Annotated in this window: 15 protein-coding genes, 1 pseudogene and 1 riboswitch; of the genes and pseudogenes, 7 read left to right on the top strand and 9 right to left on the bottom strand. The window is 72.2% G+C overall.

All coding sequences use genetic code 11. The features are described 5' to 3' along the window. Window positions 1-44 precede the first annotated feature (44 nt). The 3 genes from ACZ4FH_RS04040 to ACZ4FH_RS04030 all read right to left on the bottom strand — a co-directional run bounded on the left by ACZ4FH_RS04040 (window position 45) and on the right by ACZ4FH_RS04030 (window position 4,061). On the bottom strand, window positions 45-1,055 hold the full coding sequence (locus ACZ4FH_RS04040) for a terpene synthase family protein (RefSeq protein ID WP_467302064.1): 1,011 nt from the start codon (window positions 1,053-1,055) through the stop codon (window positions 45-47). A 454-nt stretch (window positions 1,056-1,509) separates the two neighbouring features. Next, the gene (locus ACZ4FH_RS04035) at window positions 1,510-2,520 is read right to left on the bottom strand and encodes an alpha/beta hydrolase (RefSeq protein ID WP_467302063.1); all 1,011 of its coding nucleotides are present in this window, start codon (window positions 2,518-2,520) and stop codon (window positions 1,510-1,512) included. Window positions 2,521-2,717: 197 nt separating this feature from the next. Beyond that, a complete protein-coding gene (locus ACZ4FH_RS04030) occupies window positions 2,718-4,061 on the bottom strand; it encodes an SGNH/GDSL hydrolase family protein (RefSeq protein WP_467302061.1) in 1,344 nt (447 codons plus the stop codon). 237 nt (window positions 4,062-4,298) lie between these two features. Here ACZ4FH_RS04030 and ACZ4FH_RS04025 point away from each other — a divergent pair, with 237 nt between their 5' ends. Then, window positions 4,299-5,579: an MFS transporter gene (locus ACZ4FH_RS04025; RefSeq protein ID WP_467302060.1), complete on the top strand. Its 1,281-nt coding sequence runs from the start codon at window positions 4,299-4,301 to the stop codon at window positions 5,577-5,579. A 58-nt stretch (window positions 5,580-5,637) separates the two neighbouring features. On the opposite strand, the gene cynS is transcribed toward ACZ4FH_RS04025, so the two are convergent. Both cynS and ACZ4FH_RS04015 read right to left on the bottom strand, forming a co-directional pair. Then, window positions 5,638-6,108: a cyanase gene (cynS, locus tag ACZ4FH_RS04020; protein ID WP_467302059.1), complete on the bottom strand. Its 471-nt coding sequence runs from the start codon at window positions 6,106-6,108 to the stop codon at window positions 5,638-5,640. A gap of 79 nt (window positions 6,109-6,187) precedes the next feature. Next, window positions 6,188-6,772, bottom strand: coding sequence for a carbonic anhydrase (locus tag ACZ4FH_RS04015; protein WP_467302058.1), 585 nt, complete (start codon window positions 6,770-6,772; stop codon window positions 6,188-6,190). A gap of 123 nt (window positions 6,773-6,895) precedes the next feature. Here ACZ4FH_RS04015 and cynR point away from each other — a divergent pair, with 123 nt between their 5' ends. Then, complete coding sequence (cynR, locus tag ACZ4FH_RS04010; RefSeq protein ID WP_467302056.1) at window positions 6,896-7,804, top strand: transcriptional regulator CynR; 909 nt, start codon at window positions 6,896-6,898, stop codon at window positions 7,802-7,804. 78 nt (window positions 7,805-7,882) lie between these two features. After that, window positions 7,883-8,194 (top strand): annotated as a pseudogene (locus ACZ4FH_RS04005) (SAM-dependent methyltransferase); the annotation flags it as partial. Window positions 8,195-8,227: 33 nt separating this feature from the next. On the opposite strand, the gene ACZ4FH_RS04000 reads toward ACZ4FH_RS04005, so the two are convergent. The 4 genes from ACZ4FH_RS04000 to gcvT all read right to left on the bottom strand — a co-directional run bounded on the left by ACZ4FH_RS04000 (window position 8,228) and on the right by gcvT (window position 12,652). Continuing rightward, on the bottom strand, window positions 8,228-9,610 hold the full coding sequence (locus tag ACZ4FH_RS04000) for an L-serine ammonia-lyase (protein WP_467302055.1): 1,383 nt from the start codon (window positions 9,608-9,610) through the stop codon (window positions 8,228-8,230). A gap of 164 nt (window positions 9,611-9,774) precedes the next feature. Further along, window positions 9,775-11,037: a serine hydroxymethyltransferase gene (glyA, locus tag ACZ4FH_RS03995; protein ID WP_467302054.1), complete on the bottom strand. Its 1,263-nt coding sequence runs from the start codon at window positions 11,035-11,037 to the stop codon at window positions 9,775-9,777. Window positions 11,038-11,057: 20 nt separating this feature from the next. Next, window positions 11,058-11,435: a glycine cleavage system protein GcvH gene (gene gcvH, locus ACZ4FH_RS03990; protein ID WP_467302053.1), complete on the bottom strand. Its 378-nt coding sequence runs from the start codon at window positions 11,433-11,435 to the stop codon at window positions 11,058-11,060. A gap of 101 nt (window positions 11,436-11,536) precedes the next feature. After that, the gene (gcvT, locus tag ACZ4FH_RS03985; protein ID WP_467302051.1) at window positions 11,537-12,652 is read right to left on the bottom strand and encodes a glycine cleavage system aminomethyltransferase GcvT; all 1,116 of its coding nucleotides are present in this window, start codon (window positions 12,650-12,652) and stop codon (window positions 11,537-11,539) included. Window positions 12,653-12,792: 140 nt separating this feature from the next. After that, window positions 12,793-12,884, bottom strand: a riboswitch (glycine riboswitch). 169 nt (window positions 12,885-13,053) lie between these two features. Here gcvT and ACZ4FH_RS03980 point away from each other — a divergent pair. From ACZ4FH_RS03980 to ACZ4FH_RS03965, 4 genes are all read left to right on the top strand, one after another. After that, window positions 13,054-13,740, top strand: a complete 687-nt coding sequence (locus ACZ4FH_RS03980) for an AAA family ATPase (RefSeq protein ID WP_467302050.1) — start codon at window positions 13,054-13,056, stop codon at window positions 13,738-13,740. A 129-nt stretch (window positions 13,741-13,869) separates the two neighbouring features. After that, window positions 13,870-14,640, top strand: a complete 771-nt coding sequence (locus ACZ4FH_RS03975; protein WP_385111860.1) for an enhanced serine sensitivity protein SseB — start codon at window positions 13,870-13,872, stop codon at window positions 14,638-14,640. 148 nt (window positions 14,641-14,788) lie between these two features. Further along, window positions 14,789-15,595 carry an enhanced serine sensitivity protein SseB C-terminal domain-containing protein gene (locus ACZ4FH_RS03970; RefSeq protein WP_467302046.1) on the top strand — a complete coding sequence of 269 codons (807 nt, stop codon included), beginning with the start codon at window positions 14,789-14,791 and terminating at the stop codon, window positions 15,593-15,595. A gap of 417 nt (window positions 15,596-16,012) precedes the next feature. Next, window positions 16,013-17,011 carry an ABC transporter permease gene (locus ACZ4FH_RS03965; RefSeq protein ID WP_467302044.1) on the top strand — a complete coding sequence of 333 codons (999 nt, stop codon included), beginning with the start codon at window positions 16,013-16,015 and terminating at the stop codon, window positions 17,009-17,011. Window positions 17,012-17,079: the final 68 nt, after the last annotated feature.

Below are 17,079 nucleotides of genomic sequence, written 5' to 3'. Positions count from 1 at the left end.
GGAAATCGTGCCGCCGGACGGGGATATTCCGCGCGGGGCGCCGCTCAGGCGGCGAAGTTGCGCGACAGGGAGTCCTGCGCGTCGGTCTCGGTCAGTTCCGGGCGGGTGTAGCGCTCGGCGCGCGCGTGGTAGTCGAAGTCGCCGCGGACGAGGCCCCGGTAGTCGCGGACACAGCGTTCCAGGGCGATGCGCGGCTGTCCCTGGATGCCGGCCGCCTCGATCTCCTCGACGAGCTCCTTCTCGGCCCGCTGCACCCGGTCGGCGATCCGCCCGAGCAGCAGACCGGCCTCGTCGACGGCCTCCTGGAGCGTGCAGCCGCGGTCGCGCTGGATGAGCCGGACGGTGTTGTGCTCGTAGCCGAGCAGGGCCTCCTTCTCGAACGAGCAGATGTCGTTGCAGAGGCCCGAGTGGTCGGCCACCGCATTGCGTAAGGCGATGTAGGCGGGAAGGCTCCGGACGGATTCCGGCAGATCGATTCCGGCGGTGATCTCGTGCAGGTCGAGGAACGGCTGCATGGCCACCGAGTCCCGTCGGTGGCGTACGAAGTCGGCGGTGCCGGGCACATGGCCGGCGGCCCGGTCGACGGCCTCCGCGTAGTACGTCCACAGCCAGGCGGCCGTGTCGCGGCGGAACTGCCGCAGCCAGTGCGGGGGTCGTCCCGTGCAGGTGCGGGCCAGGAGCTGGGCCAGGGCGTTCTCCATGGGGCCTTCGGGTTTCCGCAGGCCGTCCAGCACGTCCACCAGGCGGGTGATGGCGCCCTCGCAGAGGCGGGGATCGCGGCCCGCCGGTCCGTCGTCGAACTCGTCGTCGACGAGGAAGGCCCAGAACAACCACTGGCAGAAGAGGTCGAGATGCTTCTGCGAGGCCTCGGGGAAGATCAGCGAGATCCAGAGTTCCGGCCGGGTCCGGATCATCTTCTTCCGGGCCACCGGGGACAGTACGAGATCGCCGGCGGCCGCCCATTCCCAGGCGGCCCGCTTGGTCTGTTGGATTCCCGGATGACATCCCGCGCTGTCGAACGGCATATGGAATGCGGGAAGCATGAGCTTACTCATGGTGCACCTCGTCGGACGATGGGAACAGGGAACGGGCGCGCGGAGGAACCGCGCACCCGAGGGATCGGTGCGGAGTGGTGGGACGCCGGGGGCGACGGCCGGTGCCGGGGCGCGGATCAGCGCCCGGGGGGCGGGCCGTCGTTGTGGGGGGCCCCGGGCGTTCTTCGGGCACGAGGGCAGGGCCGGACGGCCGGATCCCGTCGGGGACGCGTCGTGGGAGGGGCGCCTGTCATCGCTGTCCTCTTTCCTCCGCAGGGCCGGGTCGTCGAGCCGGGCCCCGCGGGGGCCCGGGGCAGCGGGCCGCCTGACGTGCACGGCGGCCGCGTCACCACTCGTCACGACCAGTGAACTCCCAGTATGCGGGGGAGGGAAGCCATGCGTGACCGAAAATGTATGATCGCCACGAATACCTGCTCAGTTATGAACAGTTGAGATGCGCGTGGGGCGGATGGGATCAACCGCCCGTACGGACGGACTGGCTGGTTCGGACCGGGGCCGACGCAAGCCAGTTGAGCAGGATCCCGTTGACCTCCTCGGGCCGCTCCTGCTGGATCCAGTGGCCGCAGCCCTCCAGGAGATGAGAGGCGACCAGGCCCGGGAGTGTCGCCGGATACGCGGCGATGGCGTCGGACAGCCAGGTCGTGGAGGCGTCGCGGGTGCCGCCGACGAACAGCGACGGCTGGGTGACGGGCGCCCCGTCGAAGGCGGCCAGGTCCTCCCAGTCGCGGTCCATGTTCCGGTAGCGGTTGAGCGCGCCGGTCAGCCCCGTCCGCTCGAACTCGCCCGCGTAGACGTCGAGATCGTCCTCGCCGAGCCAGCCGGGGCGTCCGGCGGGGAAGCGTTCGCGCAGGGTGCCGGTGCGGGCGGCGAAGTGCGGATCGGGCGCGTCGGGGCCGGGCATCGTGTCGGCGGAGAACGCGGCGTAGAAGCCGGCGAGCCAGCCGCGCACATCGGGTTCGATCTCCGCCTCGGCCCGGCCCGGCTCCTGGAAGCGCGCGACGTAGAACTCCTCCTCCCCGCCCATCCCGGCGAAGACCTCGCCGGGCCGGGGGCCGCCGCGCGGCGCGTACGGAACGCTCAGCAGCGCGACCGCGCGGAACACGTCCGGCCGCAGCAGCGCCGAGTTCGCCGCGATCGTCGCCCCCCAGTCGTGGCCGACGAGGACCGCGCTCCGCTCGCCGAGGGCCTCCACCACCGCGACGTTGTCCTCGGCCAGCTCGGTCATCCGGTACGCCGACACGTCCGCCGGCCGCGAGGAGCGCCCGTAGCCGCGGACGTCCATGGCCACCGCGCGGTATCCGGCGGCCGCCAGCGCGGGAAGCTGGCGGCGCCAGGAGTACCAGGACTCGGGGAAGCCGTGCACCAGCAGCACCAGGGGGCCGCTGCCCTGCTCCACCAGATGGATCCGCCCGGCCGGACCCGGCACGGTGCGGTGGACGGGGGCGGGGACGGGCTGCTGCGGCATGGCTCCTCCAGGGCATCCGGCCGGACCCCCGGTCGGCCCGGGGGTCCGCTCGGCACCGATCCTGTCCACGCCCCACGACCGCCGCCAGTTCTGTTGCCGTTCCGGCAAAGAGGCCCGGGACCTGCACGGGAACGGCCGCCCGGATGTGCCTGGGCGTGCCGGGCGTCGCCGGGCAGGCGGGATCTTCCGGCCACTCCCTAGCGGTAGCCGAAGCCCGCCGGGAGGGCGGACGGGAGGAACAGGCGCTGCGGTACGGCACCGGCCAGCGCGCGGTAGCCCGCCGGGTTCAGATGCAGATGGTCCCCGGTGTCCAGTTCCGCCCGCAGCGCCCGGGGCGCGTCCGGGTCCCGGACGGCCCGGTCGAAGTCGAGCACGGCGTCGAACCGCCCCGAGGTCCGGATCCAGCGGTTCACGGTCTGCCGGGCCCGCTCGCGGTGGCCGTCGGGATCGTCGTAGCCGGTGTTCCCGCCGAACGGCGTCAGCGTGGCCCCGTAGACCCGGATGCCCAGGGCATGGGCACGGGTCACGATCTGGTCGTACGCGCCGATCACGTCCTTCGCCGTCCGCTCCTGCGCCGGGGCGGTGGCGTCCGCCGTGCCGAGGTCGTTGACGCCCTCGAAGACGATCAGCCGGTCGACACCGCTCTGCGCCAGGACGTCGCGGTCCAGCCGGGCCAGCCCGTTCGGGCCGAGGCCGTCCTGGAGCAGCCGGTTGCCGCCCGCCGCCTGGTTCAGCACCGAGATGCGCGCCGGGCCGCCGGCCAGCCGCCGCTGGAGGACGTCGGGCCAGCGGTCGTTGCCATTGGTGGTGGAACCCCGCCCGTCCGTGAGGGAGTCGCCCAGCACCGCCGTCGCCGAGACGGTGTCCCGGGCCCAGACCTCCACCCCGCTGAGGAAGTACCAGTGGTCGGTCGGGACCGCCCCGGGGAGCGCCGCGTCCGTCACATGGTTCCCGGCGCGGAGGTAGGAGGTCGTCCGCGAACCGGGGTGCGAGGTGATCGCGGTGGACGCCTGCCCGGTGGCCAGATAGACCGTCGCGGTCAGCTCGGAGCCCGGTTCGAGCGCGAAGTCCAGCGGATCGGACACGATCTGCGCCCCCGCCGGCACCTCCACCGAGGAGGCGCCCCGGAAGGTCACCCGCCGCGAGGACCCCGGCCGGATCGCGTCGGTGCCGGCCCGCCCGTCCCGCGGCAGCGCCACCGACACCTCGGTGATCGGCAGCACCGCGCCCCCGAACGCGTTCGAGAACCGCAGCCGGATGTGGTCGCCGCCCGCCGAGACGTGCACGGTCTGCCGCAGCGTGGCGTCCGTCAGCACCGCATCGTCCCCCGTGAACGGCGCCGGCGGCATGTTGGACGGCTCGGTCAGCTGCGGCATCGAGGTCCAGGCCCCGACCCAGTGCGCGTTCCGCGCCCCCGGACCGGGATCCCCCTCCGTCCCGTCCGCCCCGCCCCCGGCCCCGAGGGCCGGCGGAACGGCGACGAGACAGGCGCCCAGCGCCACGGCGGTGATCAGGCTGACGAGCGACGATCTTCGGCTCATGGAGTGTTCCCTTGCGGAGTGGGAGAACGGAAGGAATCGCACAGCGTCCGCCGACGCGGACGCGTATCTCGTCCGTGCGCCCGCCGGACCACGCGGCAGGCTAGCCCCTCCGATTGTTGCGGTCAATCATTCGAAATATTTCGAAGAATGGGGGTCGCCGCCCGGACGGCGACGGCGGCCGGGCGTCCGCGGAACGACGAGTACGCTGACCGCTTTCACCCCGCCCAGGAGGTTCGATTGGTCCGGCACGGCGCACTCGGGCGGGACTTCCGGCGGCTGTGGACGGCGTACGCCGTCAGCGCGGCGGGCAGCGCGATCGGCATGGGCGCGCTGCCGCTGATCGCCCTGCTCGTGCTGGACTCCTCGCCCGTCGAGGTCTCCGCGCTCGCCGCCCTGTCCGCGCTGGCCAGCGGGGTGATCGCCCTCCCGCTCGGGGTGCGCATCGAGTACCGGCGCAAGCGGCCGGTCATGATCACCGCCGATCTGGTCCGCTGCGCGGTGCTGGCGACCGTACCGCTGGCCATGGCCTTCGACGCGCTCACCTTCGCCCAGCTCTGCGCGGTCGGCATTCTCCAGACGGCGGCGGCCGTGGCCTTCGACGCGGCGGGCGGGGCCCATCTGAAGGCGCTCGTCCGGCCCGAGCACCGGCTGCGCGCCAACAGCCTGTTCGAGACGACCAACTGGATCACCGTCAGCGCCGGACCGCCCCTCGGCGGACTGCTGATCGGGGTCCTGGGCGCGGCCGCGACGCTGGTGGCCGACGCGCTGTCCTTCCTCGGATCGGCTCTCGGCATCGGCCGCATCCGGGAACCCGAACCCGCCCCGCCGCGGCGCCCCGCCGCCTCCCACGTGGGCCGCGACATCGCCGCGGGCTGGCGGTTCCTCCTGGGCCACCCCGGGCTGCGGCCGCTGTTCCTCAACGCCCTCGTCTTCGGGGGCGCCGTCATGATGTCGTCGCCGCTGATGGCCGTCCTCATGCTGGACGACCTCGGTCTGGCGCCGTGGGGCTACGGACTCGCCCTGGGGCTGCCGTGCCTGGGCGGGGTGCTGGGCTCCCGGCTGGCCCCGCCGCTCACCCGGCGCTTCGGGGCGCGCCGGGTCCTGCTGCTGTCCGGCGCCGCGCGCACGCTCTGGACGGTCCTGCTGCCCCTGACGCCCTCCGGCGCCCTCGGCGTGGCCTTCATCGTGGTGGCCGACTTCGGACTGCTGCTCTGCGCGGGGGTGTTCGGCCCCTCGTTCACCACGTACCGCATGGCCGCCACCCCCGACGCGTACATGTCCCGCGTCGGCACGTCCTGGTCGGTCGGTTCCAAGGCCTGCCAGGCCGTCTTCATGATCGCCGGTGGTCTGATCGCCACCGCGGCGGGCGTGCGCGGCACCCTGTTCCTCGCGGGTCTGCTCTGTCTGGCGAGCGCGCCGCTCCTTCCGTGGCGCGGGGACCGGCCGGCTTCCGGGACCGTCCCGGCACCGGCGGACCGGACGGCCCCGTCGCCCCGCACCGACAGTCCCTCCGCGTAGCGGTACGGCCGCCGCCCCTCCCCGGGCGGGAGGGGCGGCGGCCGTATGCCGGTATCCGTCAGAAGGGCTTCGTCGGCAGGTACTTGCCGTCCAGGGTGATGACCGCGCGCTCGCCGCCCTCGGGGTCCGCGACCTTCTTCACGTCGAGGCGGAAGTTGATCGCGGAGATGATGCCGTCGCCGAACTCCTCGTGGACCAGGGCCTTGAGGGTGGTGCCGTAGACCTGGAGCATCTCGTAGAAGCGGTAGATCGTCGGGTCGGTCGGCACCCGGTCCGGGATCGAACCGCGGGTCGGGATCGTCCCGAGCAGCAGGGCCGCGTCGTCGTCCAGGCCCAGCAGTTCGGCCACGGCCTTCGCGGACTCGGCCGGGAGGGCGTGCTGGCCGAGGACCGCGGCGGTGGTGAAGGCGGTCGACAGGCCCGACGCCTCGGCGATCTCCTTCCAGGACAGGTTCTTGCGGATCTTGGCCTCGACGGCGCGGTCGGCCAGGGCCTCACGGGCGGTCGGCGTGAACTGTGCGTGCACCATGATCGGTGGTTCCTTCCGGTGGGGGGTGGGGCCGCTCCGCGCGGAGGGGGTGCGCGGAGCGGAGAACGGGGGCGGCCGCTCAGGCCGCGGTGGCGGTGGCCGGGGTGAGGTCCTCGACCCGGCCGGTGGCGATGTCGTAGACCCAGCCGCGCAGGGTGAGCCGCCGCTCCGCCAGGGCCCCGGCCACCGAGGGGTGGGTGGCCAGGCCGGCGAGCTGGGCGAGCACGTTCTGCCGCACCAGGGCCGCGACGTCACCGCGCCCGCCGGTACGGGCCACCGAGGTGTCCGCGAGCCGCAGCCAGTCGGCGACCGCGGGGGCGCCGCTCAGATCGTGGCCCTCGGCCAGCGCGGTCATCGCCCCGCACGCCGAGTGGCCGCAGACGACGACGTCCCGGACGCCCAGCGTGGTGACGGCGTACTCGATGCTGGCGGCGACCCCGTCGGCGCCCGGCGTGTACGCGGGCACCAGATTGCCGGCGGTCCGGACGACGAACAGCTCGCCGGGCTCCGCGCCGGTGATCAGCTCGGGCACGACGCGGGCGTCGGAGCAGCCGATGAACAGTGTGTGCGGGGCGTGGTGCGCGGCCAGCCGGGCGAACAGCTCCGCCTTGGCCGGGAACACGTTCTCCTGGAATCGGGCGACGCCGTCGGCGAGGTTCCGCACGGTCACTCCTCTCGGTGGTGGATCGGCCCTGGGGGCTTGATGAATCCACCATGCATGACCTGCTCCTATAGTGTCCAAGAGCTGTTACGCCTGACTTCTATCGACCGTGTCTATAGTCGGAGCATGGCCGCTCTCGAACTACGTCATCTCCGCTATCTGCTCGCCGTCGCGGAACACGGCAGCTTCACCCGTGCCGCCGAGGAGCTGCACATCTCCCAGCCCACGCTGTCCCAGCAGATCAGGCAACTGGAACGGACCCTGGGCGTGCAGCTGCTGGACCGGACCGGCCGCACGGTCCGGCTCACCGACTCCGGAGCCGTCTACCTCGCCCACGCCCGGAACGCCCTGCGGGACCTCGCCGCCGCCGAGCGCGCCGTCCACGACGTCACCGACCTCTCGCGCGGCCATCTGCGCCTCGGTGTCACGCCCACCTTCACCGCGTACCTCGTCGGCCCGCTCGCCGCCGAACTGCGCGCCCGCCACCCCGGCGTCACGCTCTCCCTGACCGAGACGACCCAGGACCGCGTCGAATCGGCCCTCGTCGCCGACGCCCTCGACCTCGGCATCGCCTTCACCGGCGCCCACCACCCCGGCGTCGGCGCCACCGCCCTCTTCGAGGAGACCCTCACCCTGGTGACCGGCGACCGCCACCCCGGCGCGCCCACCGGACCGCTACCGGCCGACACCCTCGGAGACGTGGAACTCGCCCTGCTCAGCGGGGACTTCGCCACCCGCACGCACATCGACGCCTACCTCGCCCGGCACCGCACCGCGCCCCGCATCACGGTCGAGGCCAACTCCGTCCAGGCACTCACCGAGATCGTCCAGCGCACCGGCCTCGCCACCGTCCTGCCCGCCGCCGTCACCGACGACCACCCCCACCTCACCCCCGTCCCCCTCGACCCGCCCCTCCCGACCCGCACCGTCGCCCTGCTGCGCCGCACCGACGCCTACGAGAGCGCCGCGTCCCGCGCCTTCACCGGGCTCGTCCACGCCCTGGTCCGCGAGCGGGGGTATGCCGCGCCCGCGTGAGAGTCCGGGGGAATCGGCCCGGGGCCGGGGTAGGGTCCGCCGTGACGACCGAAGGAATCCACCGGTCCGGGCAGTTCCGCAACGGCGACGGGCCGTACGTCTTCATCGCCGAGGTCCCCGGGCTCCACGCTCGCCATGACCTTCCTGCCGGCGCCCGGCCTCGTCGACGAGGCCGGGCGCTCCGGTCTCCGGGCGAGCGAGAAGGGCGCCCGGACATCCGGAACGCCCTTCATCAGCTTCTGCACCCCCCAGGAGATGCCGGCCCTGGCCCGCGAAGCCGGGTTCGCGGACGCCCGCCACGTGCCGGGGACGTCGCTCGCCGACCGCTACTTCGCCGATCGCACCGACGGCCTGCGACCGTCGAGCGGGGAGGACCTGCTGCCGGCCACCGTCCGACCTCCGCCCAGCGGCGCCGGACGGGCCTCAGCACTCGATGATGTTCACCGCGAGCCCGCCCCGGGCCGTCTCCTTGTACTTCACGGACATGTCCGCCCCGGTCTCCTTCATGGTCTTGATGACCTTGTCGAGGGAGACCTTGTGACTGCCGTCGCCGCGCAGGGCCATCTTCGCCGCGGTGACGGCCTTCACGGCGGCCATGCCGTTGCGCTCGATGCAGGGGATCTGGACGAGGCCGCCGACCGGGTCGCAGGTCAGGCCCAGGTTGTGCTCCATGCCGATCTCGGCGGCGTTCTCCACCTGCTCGGGGGTGCCGCCCAGGACCTCGGCGAGGGCGCCGGCGGCCATGGAGCAGGCGGAGCCGACCTCGCCCTGGCAGCCGACCTCGGCGCCGGAGATGGAGGCGTTCTCCTTGAAGAGCATGCCGATGGCGCCCGCGGCCAGCAGGAAGCGGACGATGCCGTCCTCCTTCTCGGCCTCGGTGGCGCCGCCCGCCGCGAAGTTCATGTAGTAGTGGAGCACCGCCGGGATGATGCCGGCCGCGCCGTTCGTCGGGGCGGTGACCACACGGCCGCCCGCGGCGTTCTCCTCGTTGACCGCCATCGCGTAGAGGGTGATCCACTCCATGGCGTGGGCCTGGGGGTCGCCCTCGGCGCGCAGCTGGCGGGCGGTGGTCGCGGCGCGGCGGCGGACCTTCAGACCGCCGGGCAGGATGCCCTCGCGGGCCATGCCGCGCGACACGCACGCCTGCATGGCGCGCCAGATGTCCAGCAGCCCGGAGCGGATCTCGTCCTCGGTGCGCCAGGCGCGCTCGTTCTCCAGCATCAGGGAGGAGATCGACAGACCCGTGTCGCGGGCCAGGCGCAGCAGTTCGTCGCCGGTGCGGAAGGGGTGCTTGAGGACGGTGTCGTCGAGCACGATCCGGTCCTCGCCGACCGCGTCCTCGTCGACGACGAAGCCGCCGCCGACCGAGTAGTACGTCTTCTCCAGGAGCGGTGCGCCCTCGTGGTCGTACGCGAAGACCGTCATGCCGTTGGCGTGGTACGGCAGCGCCTTGCGGCGGTGCAGGACCAGCTGCTCGTCGGCGTCGAAGGGGATCTCGTGCATGCCGAGCAGGTTGATCCGGCCGGTCGCGCGGATCGCCTCGACCCGTTCGTCCGCCGTCTCGACGTCGACCGTACGCGGGGACTCGCCCTCCAGACCGAGCAGCACGGCCTTGGGGGTGCCGTGGCCGTGCCCGGTGGCGCCGAGCGAACCGTACAGTTCGGCCCGTATCGAGGCGGTGTGGGCGAGCAGGCCCTCGTTCTTCAGACGGCGCGCGAACATCCGGGCGGCGCGCATCGGACCGACCGTATGGGAGCTGGACGGGCCGATGCCGATCGAGAACAGGTCGAAGACCGAGATGGCCACGGGGAACTCCTAGGGGTTGGTAGACGCCGTTGTCTGCCGGGTGGTGCGGTACGGGCGGGGTGCCCGGAAAGCAGGGGACAGAGCGGAGGACAAGGGACGGGGCACCGCACTCACCTCTCAGTGTGCGCGGTGCCCCTCCCGGACGCGCGGACGCGCCGGTCCGGCTACTTCTTCAGGCCGGGGTACAGCGGGAACTTCTCGGCGAGCGCGGTGACCCGGGCCTTCAGGCCCTCCGCGTCGTAGGCCGGCTTGAGGGCCGAGGCGATGATCTCGGCGACCTCGGTGAAGTCCTCGGCGCCGAAACCGCGGGTGGCGAGGGCCGGGGTGCCGATCCGCAGGCCCGAGGTGACCATCGGGGGCCGCGGGTCGTTCGGGATGGCGTTCCGGTTGACCGTGATGCCGATCTCGTGGAGCCGGTCCTCGGCCTGCCGGCCGTCCAGCTCGGAGTTCCGCAGGTCCACCAGGACCAGGTGCACGTCCGTGCCGCCGGACAGCACGGAGACGCCCACCTCGGTGACGTCGGGCTGGACCAGACGCTCGGCGAGGATGCGGGCGCCCTCCAGGGTGCGCTGCTGGCGCTCCTTGAACTCCTCGCCCGCCGCGACCTTGAAGGAGACGGCCTTGGCCGCGATGACGTGCTCCAGCGGACCGCCCTGCTGGCCCGGGAAGACCGCCGAGTTGATCTTCTTGGCGAGCTCCTGGGTGGAGAGGATCACGCCACCGCGCGGGCCGCCGAGGGTCTTGTGCGTGGTGGTGGTGACGACGTGGGCGTGCGGCACCGGGTTGGGGTGCAGGCCCGCGGCGACCAGACCGGCGAAGTGCGCCATGTCGACCATCAGGTACGCACCGACCTCGTCCGCGATGCGGCGGAAGGCGGCGAAGTCCAGCTGGCGCGGGTAGGCCGACCAGCCGGCCACGATCAGCTGCGGCTTGGACTCCTTGGCCAGGCGCTCGACCTCGGCCATGTCCACGACGCCGGTGTCGTCGACGTGGTACGGGACCACGTTGTAGAGCTTGCCGGAGAAGTTGATCTTCATGCCGTGGGTCAGGTGACCGCCGTGGGCCAGGTTCAGGCCCATGATCGTGTCGCCCGGCTTCAGCAGCGCGAACATCGCGGCGGCGTTGGCCTGCGCACCGGAGTGCGGCTGGACGTTCGCGGCCTCGGCGCCGAAGAGCGCCTTGATGCGGTCGATCGCGATCTGCTCGACCACGTCGACGTGCTCGCAGCCGCCGTAGTAGCGGCGGCCGGGGTAGCCCTCGGCGTACTTGTTGGTCAGGACGGAGCCCTGGGCCTCCATGACCGCGACCGGAGCGAAGTTCTCCGAGGCGATCATTTCGAGGGTGGACTGCTGGCGGTGGAGCTCGGCGTCGACGGCGGCGGCGACGTCCGGGTCCAGCTCGTGGAGGGAGGAGTTGAGAAGCGACATCAGGTGGTCCCTTGGGGTCTTTAGTTGCCGGAGAACGCGGTGTACTCGTCGGCGGAGAGCAGGTCCTCCGGCTCCGCCGCGACGCGCACCTTGAACAGCCAGCCGCCCTCGAACGGAGCGGAGTTCACCAGCGACGGGTCGTCCACGACGTCCTGGTTCGCGTCGGTGACCTCACCGGTCACCGGCGAGTACAGGTCGCTGACCGACTTGGTCGACTCCAGCTCGCCGCAGGTCTCGCCCGCGGTCACCGTGTCACCGACCGCGGGGAGCTGGGCGTAGACGACGTCGCCGAGCGCGTTGGCGGCGTACTCGGTGATGCCGATCGTCGCCACACCGTCCTCGACGGCCGACAGCCACTCGTGCTCCTTGCTGTACCGCAGCTGCTGGGGGTTGCTCATGACCTGAATTCTCCTGTACGCGGGGGAGTGCTGATGGACGGTGGTCTTACGGTGTGAGACAGGACTGCGTCACGTCGCGCGGGGTCCCGCCTCCCACGGTGCTACTTGCGCCGCTTGTAGAACGGCAGCGCCACGACCTCGTACGGCTCGTGGCTGCCCCGGATGTCGACGGCGACGCCCTCGGTGCCCGGCTCGGCGTACGCCGCGTCGACGTACGCCATGGCGATCGGCCTGCCCAGCGTCGGGGAGGGGGCGCCGGAGGTGACCTCGCCGACGGTCTCGCCGCCGACGACGACCGGGAAGCCGGCGCGCGGGACCCGGCGGCCCTCGGCGACCAGGCCGACCAGCTTGCGCGGCGGCGCGGTCTCGGCGCGCTCGGCGGCGGCCTCCAGGGCCTTGCGGCCGACGAAGTCGCCCTCCTTCTCGAACTTCACGACCCGGCCCAGACCGGCGTCGAACGGGGTCAGCGCGGTGGTCAGCTCGTGCCCGTACAGCGGCATGCCGGCCTCCAGGCGCAGCGTGTCGCGGCAGGAGAGCCCGCACGGGATCAGGCCGCGCGAGGCACCGGCCTCGGTGAGGGCCTTCCACAGCTCCTCGGCGTGCTCCGGCGCGACGAACAGCTCGAAGCCGTCCTCGCCGGTGTAGCCGGTGCGGGCGATCAGGGCCGGCACCCCGGCGACCGTGCCGGGCAGACCGGCGTAGTACTTCAGACCGTCCAGGTCGGCGTCGGTGACCGAGGCCAGGATGGCGGGGGACTCGGGACCCTGGACGGCGAGCAGCGCGTAGGCGTCGCGGTCGTCGCGCACCTCGGCGTCGAAGCCCGCGGCGCGCTCGGTGAGCGTGTCCAGCACCAGCTGGGCGTTGCCGGCGTTGGCGACGACCATGTATTCGGTCTCGCCGAGCCGGTAGACGATCAGGTCGTCCAGGATGCCGCCGTCCTCGGCGCAGATCATCGTGTAGCGGGCGCGGCCCGGGGAGACGGTGCCGATGTTGCCGACGAGCGCGAAGTTCAGCAGGTCGACGGCCCCGGGTCCGGTGACCGTGATCTCGCCCATGTGGGAGAGGTCGAAGAGCCCGGCCTTCGTGCGGACGGCGTTGTGCTCGTCGCGCTCACTGGCGTAGCGCAGCGGCATGTCCCAGCCGGCGAAGTCGGTCATGGTGGCGCCCAGCGAACGATGCAGGGCATCGAGGGCGGTGAGACGGGGGGCGGTGCTCATGGATAAGGCTCCCAGGGCATGACGACGAGGACGGTCCTCCCCATCTGTCATCGGAACCTGAGAGGTTCGCCGGGAGCCCCCGAGGGGGTTCGGCTTGCACCTTGGGTGGGGCCGCCGGGCGGCCCGCTTTTCAGATCTGCCTCATCCACGCGGTACGGGGCCTGAGAGATTCAAGGGAGGGACTTGCTCCTTCGGCGCCCGGCCTGGGCCGGGACTCTCCCGCGCGGATTCGAGCGGCCTTTATGCAGTTGACCCGGTCATCATCGCACGGTGTGCGGGAGAGTGGGATGCGGGGACGGGCAGCGGTCGCGACGGGGTTCCGGCGGGTCGGACGGTTGTGCCGCATTACCTTTTCTTTACACTTCATGGGCAGGTGAGGGTCGGCCGACAGGGGGAGGGCGATGACATCGCAGCGGTACGCGACGACCGCGGGGGTCGCGAGCGGCGCACTGCCCGCTCAGCCGGGAGCGCCGGCGAGGGAGGCGGTGGGCCCGCGCGCGCCCGTCGTCCGTGACCTGCGGGACCGCGCCGGACGCGGCCCGTGCGCGCTGCACTTCGCGGCGGGCGACGTGGTGGTGGTCTCCGGACTGCCCGGCAGCGGGAAGTCCACGCTCATCGCGCGCACGGTCGAGGTCCGCGCCGTCGACTCCCAGGACACCCGGGACCGCTGGGCGGCCCGGATGCCGGCCTTATGCCCGTACGCCCTCTACCGTCCGCTGGTCCGCGTCGCGCACTACTGGGGTCTCTGGCGCGTGCTGCGCTCCGGCGTCTCTGTAGTGGTCCACGACTGCGGCACCCAGTCCTGGGTGCGCAACCTGCTCGCCCGCCATGTCCGGCGGCGCGGCCGGACCCTGCACCTGGTGCTGCTGGACGTCACCGAGGAGACGGCCCGGCGGGGCCAGCGCGACCGCGGCCGGGGCGTCTCCGGCTACGCCTTCGCCCGCCACCGCAGGGCCGTGGGACGGCTGCTGCGCGAGACCGCCTCCGGCCTGCTGCCGCGCGGCTGCGCCTCGGCGGTCCTGCTCGACCGGGAGGCGGCGGGGCTGCTCGCCCGGATCTCCTTCGCAGACGCACAGACCACGGAGTGACCGCGGACCGTCCGAGTGCTGGACGGTCCGGCGGCGGGGTCCGGATCCGGCCGTACGGAGATAATCTCTAGGCCGCGAGAGGCCGCGAGACAGCGCGTACCCGGTTGCCCGGGGTGAGAGAGGGACACAGTGGACATTCCGGCACCGGCCCGGTCCGACGCGCAGGGCGGATGGCCGGCCAATGAGCTCGAAGAGGTGCTGAGCGCCTCGCTCGGCAGCCCGGAGGCGGGCGGCCGGCTGGTCGAGGTGCTCGGACGCAGCCAGGTCTGGGTGCCGCTGCCGGCCGGCGGCGGCCCGGACTCCGGCGTCCTCGATCTGCCGACCCTGGAGATCGAGGGCGCTCCCTATGTCCCGGTCTTCAGCTCCGAACAGCAGTTCCTCACCTGCGTCGGCCCGCACATGTCCTTCACCGTCGCGCCCGCCCGCGACTTCGCCCGCGGACTGCCCCCGCAGCTGGGCATCGCCGTCAACCCGGGCGGAGCCGTCGGCATGCCGCTGCCCCCGCCCGCCGTGGCCGAACTCTGCCGGGCCGGCCGCACCGCGCTCGACGGACCCGCCAGCGGCGGCCGGGTCCGGCTGTTCGAACCGGACTGGCAGGAGGAACCCGTCGACTTCCTCGCCGCCGCGGCCGGGGAGTTCCAGGAGAGCGGCGTCGTGCGCACCGCCCGCCGCGCGCTGGCCAGCATCGAGGGCGGCGACCCGGTCCTCTTCGTCGGCGTCGAGTTCTCCACCTGGGACGGGGCCGGGCGCAACGCCCCCATGGACGCCCTGGGCCGGGCGCTGGGCCGGGTCGAGGTCCGCTGGCCGGTCAATCTGGTCCTGCTCGACGTCGCCCAGGACCCGGTCGCCGACTGGATGCGCTCCCGGGTGCGCCCCTTCTACCAACGCGCCGAGGTGTAGGGCATGGCCCCGGGCCGTGGCGTCAAGCCGGTGTCAGGGCCGCCGCATAAGCTGGTTTGATGGGCTGGTGCCTCGGCACCGTGCCGTCCCCGAGAGCCCCGGGGAGCGGCGGGCCGACACAGAGGATCGAAGAGGGGCGGGACCCAGGGTGAGCGCGTCAGGCACCGCGGCGGCCGGACAGGTCGAGCACATGCTGCGCCAGGTGACGCCCGGACGCTACGACGCGTACGAGGCTCTGCTCCGGGCCCTGGCGGAGAGCCGTGTCTGGATGCTGCTGTGGCACGGCCGGGCCGGCTCGCCCGACGCCCAGTACGGCAACATGGAGGTCGACGGCCTCGGCTACGCCCCCTGTGTCACCTCCGCCCAGGAGCTCACCGCCAGCGGCTGGACCCGGGACCACGAGATCGTCGGCGGCCGCGACATCGCCCGCGCCCTGTTCCCCGACCGCTGGGGCATCTGGCTGAACCCGCACGCCCCGGGCGGCGGCGTCGGCGTCCCCTGGCTCGACCTGCGCCGCATCGCCACCGGACTGGACCGGATGCCCGCCGGACCGCTGCGGATCAGCGAGCCCGCCATCGACCTCCCGCAGTTCTACGCCCAGCTCACCCGCAACGCCCACCACACCCCCGCGATCCGCTCGCTGCGCCGCGCCTGGGTGCAGCCCGCCCTCGGCTCCCCGTACCTCGCCATCGGTCTCGATCTGTACGACACCGGCCGGGCCTCGGTCGACGCCGTGCGGGCGATGATGCGGCAGTCGGTGGGCGCGGTGCCCGAGGGGCTCCCGGTGTCCACCGTGGCGATGTCCGACGCGTACGACCCCGTCGCGATGTGGCTGCGCGCCAACGCGCGTCCGTTCTACGATCGCGAGCCGCACGGCCCGGCCGCGGGTGGTCCCGCCGTCGCTCCGAGTTACGGCTACCCGCAGACCCCCGGCCCGGCTCCGCACGCCTACTGACGATCCGTCAGCCCGTCCGCGTATCGGACAAAGTGCTCCGCGGCGGGGCAAGACACCCGCTCGCGCCGCCCAAATCGCCACCCCATCACACCTGTTGGGCGTCATGTCCGTTCTGGTGGATTAGCGGCCGAGTGGTCCGCTCACTCGATCAAGCTGTCCGGATAACGGAAGCTCACTGACCGCATCACGTTTGAGCAAACATTCCCCGTCAGGTCTGGCGGGTGATCGCAACGGCACTGAAGACTCCCGGCTAGTGGCGATCGTCGGCCCTTTGTACGAGGTTGCACCGGCGGTCACTCCACGGACGCATTCGCACCGAAAACATCAGCCGCAGTACGCGCCGCGGCTGACACGCGCCAGGCCGTCACCGCGGCGAGTAGGGGCCGGCCACCGCCGGCGGGAGGGGTCAAGGGCACTGTGACCGCACCGATCGAGACCACCGGATCGGCTGCCGACGCGCAGCCGGAGGCAGTACTCACGGGAGTCAAGCAGAGCCAGATCGAGGGCCGTTCGCTCGGACAGATCGCCTGGACGCGCTTCAAGCGCGACAAGGTGGCCGTGGCCGGCGGCATCGTTGTCATCCTGCTGATCCTGCTCGCCGTGCTCTCCAAGCCGATCCAGGCCGTCTTCGGACTGGACCCCAACGAGTTCCACCAGGACCTCATCGACCCGGCGCTGCTCGCCCCCAAGGGCGACTGGGGCGGCATCAGCTGGAGCCATCCGCTGGGCGTCGAACCGCAGTACGGCCGCGACATCATGACCCGCATCATCGAGGGCTCCTGGGTCTCCATGGTCGTCGCCGTCGGGGCCACCCTGCTCTCCGTGGTCATCGGCGTCTTCATGGGCGTGGTCTCGGGCTTCTACGGCGGCTGGGTCGACACCGTCATCAGCCGCATGATGGACACCTTCCTCGCCTTCCCGCTGCTCCTCTTCGCGATCTCCATCTCGGCCGCGCTCCAGGACGGGGCCTTCGGCCTGGAGGGGCTGCCGCTGCGCATCGCGGTCCTCATCTTCGTGATCGGCTTCTTCAGCTGGCCGTACATGGGCCGTATCGTCCGCGCCCAGACCATGAGCCTGCGCAACCGCGAATTCGTCGAGGCCGCCCGCTCGTTGGGCGCCCGCGGCCCCTTCATCCTCTTCCGGGAGCTGCTGCCCAACCTGGTGGCGCCCGTGCTCGTCTACTCCACGCTGCTCATCCCCTCGAACATCCTCTTCGAGGCGGGGCTCAGCTATCTCGGAGTCGGTATCGCGCCGCCGCAGGCCTCCTGGGGCGGGATGCTCACCAACGCGATCGACTTCTACGAGAACGACCCGATGTACATGATCGTGCCGGGCGTGGCCATCTTCGTCACGGTCCTGGCGTTCAACCTGCTGGGAGACGGGCTGCGTGATGCGCTCGATCCCCGCGGCAAGTAGGTCCCGGGTGCTCGTCACGACGACGTGCGACATGCCACGGCAACCATCGATTGAGGGGGATTTCCTCA

It is taken from the genome of Streptomyces sp. NPDC024555, from assembly GCF_055559335.1.
This window is presented reverse-complemented; position numbering and strand designations above follow the sequence as displayed.

Coding starts and splice junctions, on each gene's coding strand:
- ACZ4FH_RS04035 (WP_467302063.1), bottom strand. CDS start 2,520: ATGCCGCAGCAGCCCGTCCCCGCCCCCGTCCACCGCACCGTGCCGGGT.
- ACZ4FH_RS03980 (WP_467302050.1), top strand. CDS start 13,054: ATGACATCGCAGCGGTACGCGACGACCGCGGGGGTCGCGAGCGGCGCA.
- cynS (WP_467302059.1), bottom strand. CDS start 6,108: ATGGTGCACGCACAGTTCACGCCGACCGCCCGTGAGGCCCTGGCCGAC.
- gcvH (WP_467302053.1), bottom strand. CDS start 11,435: ATGAGCAACCCCCAGCAGCTGCGGTACAGCAAGGAGCACGAGTGGCTG.
- ACZ4FH_RS04030 (WP_467302061.1), bottom strand. CDS start 4,061: ATGAGCCGAAGATCGTCGCTCGTCAGCCTGATCACCGCCGTGGCGCTG.
- cynR (WP_467302056.1), top strand. CDS start 6,896: ATGGCCGCTCTCGAACTACGTCATCTCCGCTATCTGCTCGCCGTCGCG.
- ACZ4FH_RS04040 (WP_467302064.1), bottom strand. CDS start 1,055: ATGAGTAAGCTCATGCTTCCCGCATTCCATATGCCGTTCGACAGCGCG.
- gcvT (WP_467302051.1), bottom strand. CDS start 12,652: ATGAGCACCGCCCCCCGTCTCACCGCCCTCGATGCCCTGCATCGTTCG.
- glyA (WP_467302054.1), bottom strand. CDS start 11,037: ATGTCGCTTCTCAACTCCTCCCTCCACGAGCTGGACCCGGACGTCGCC.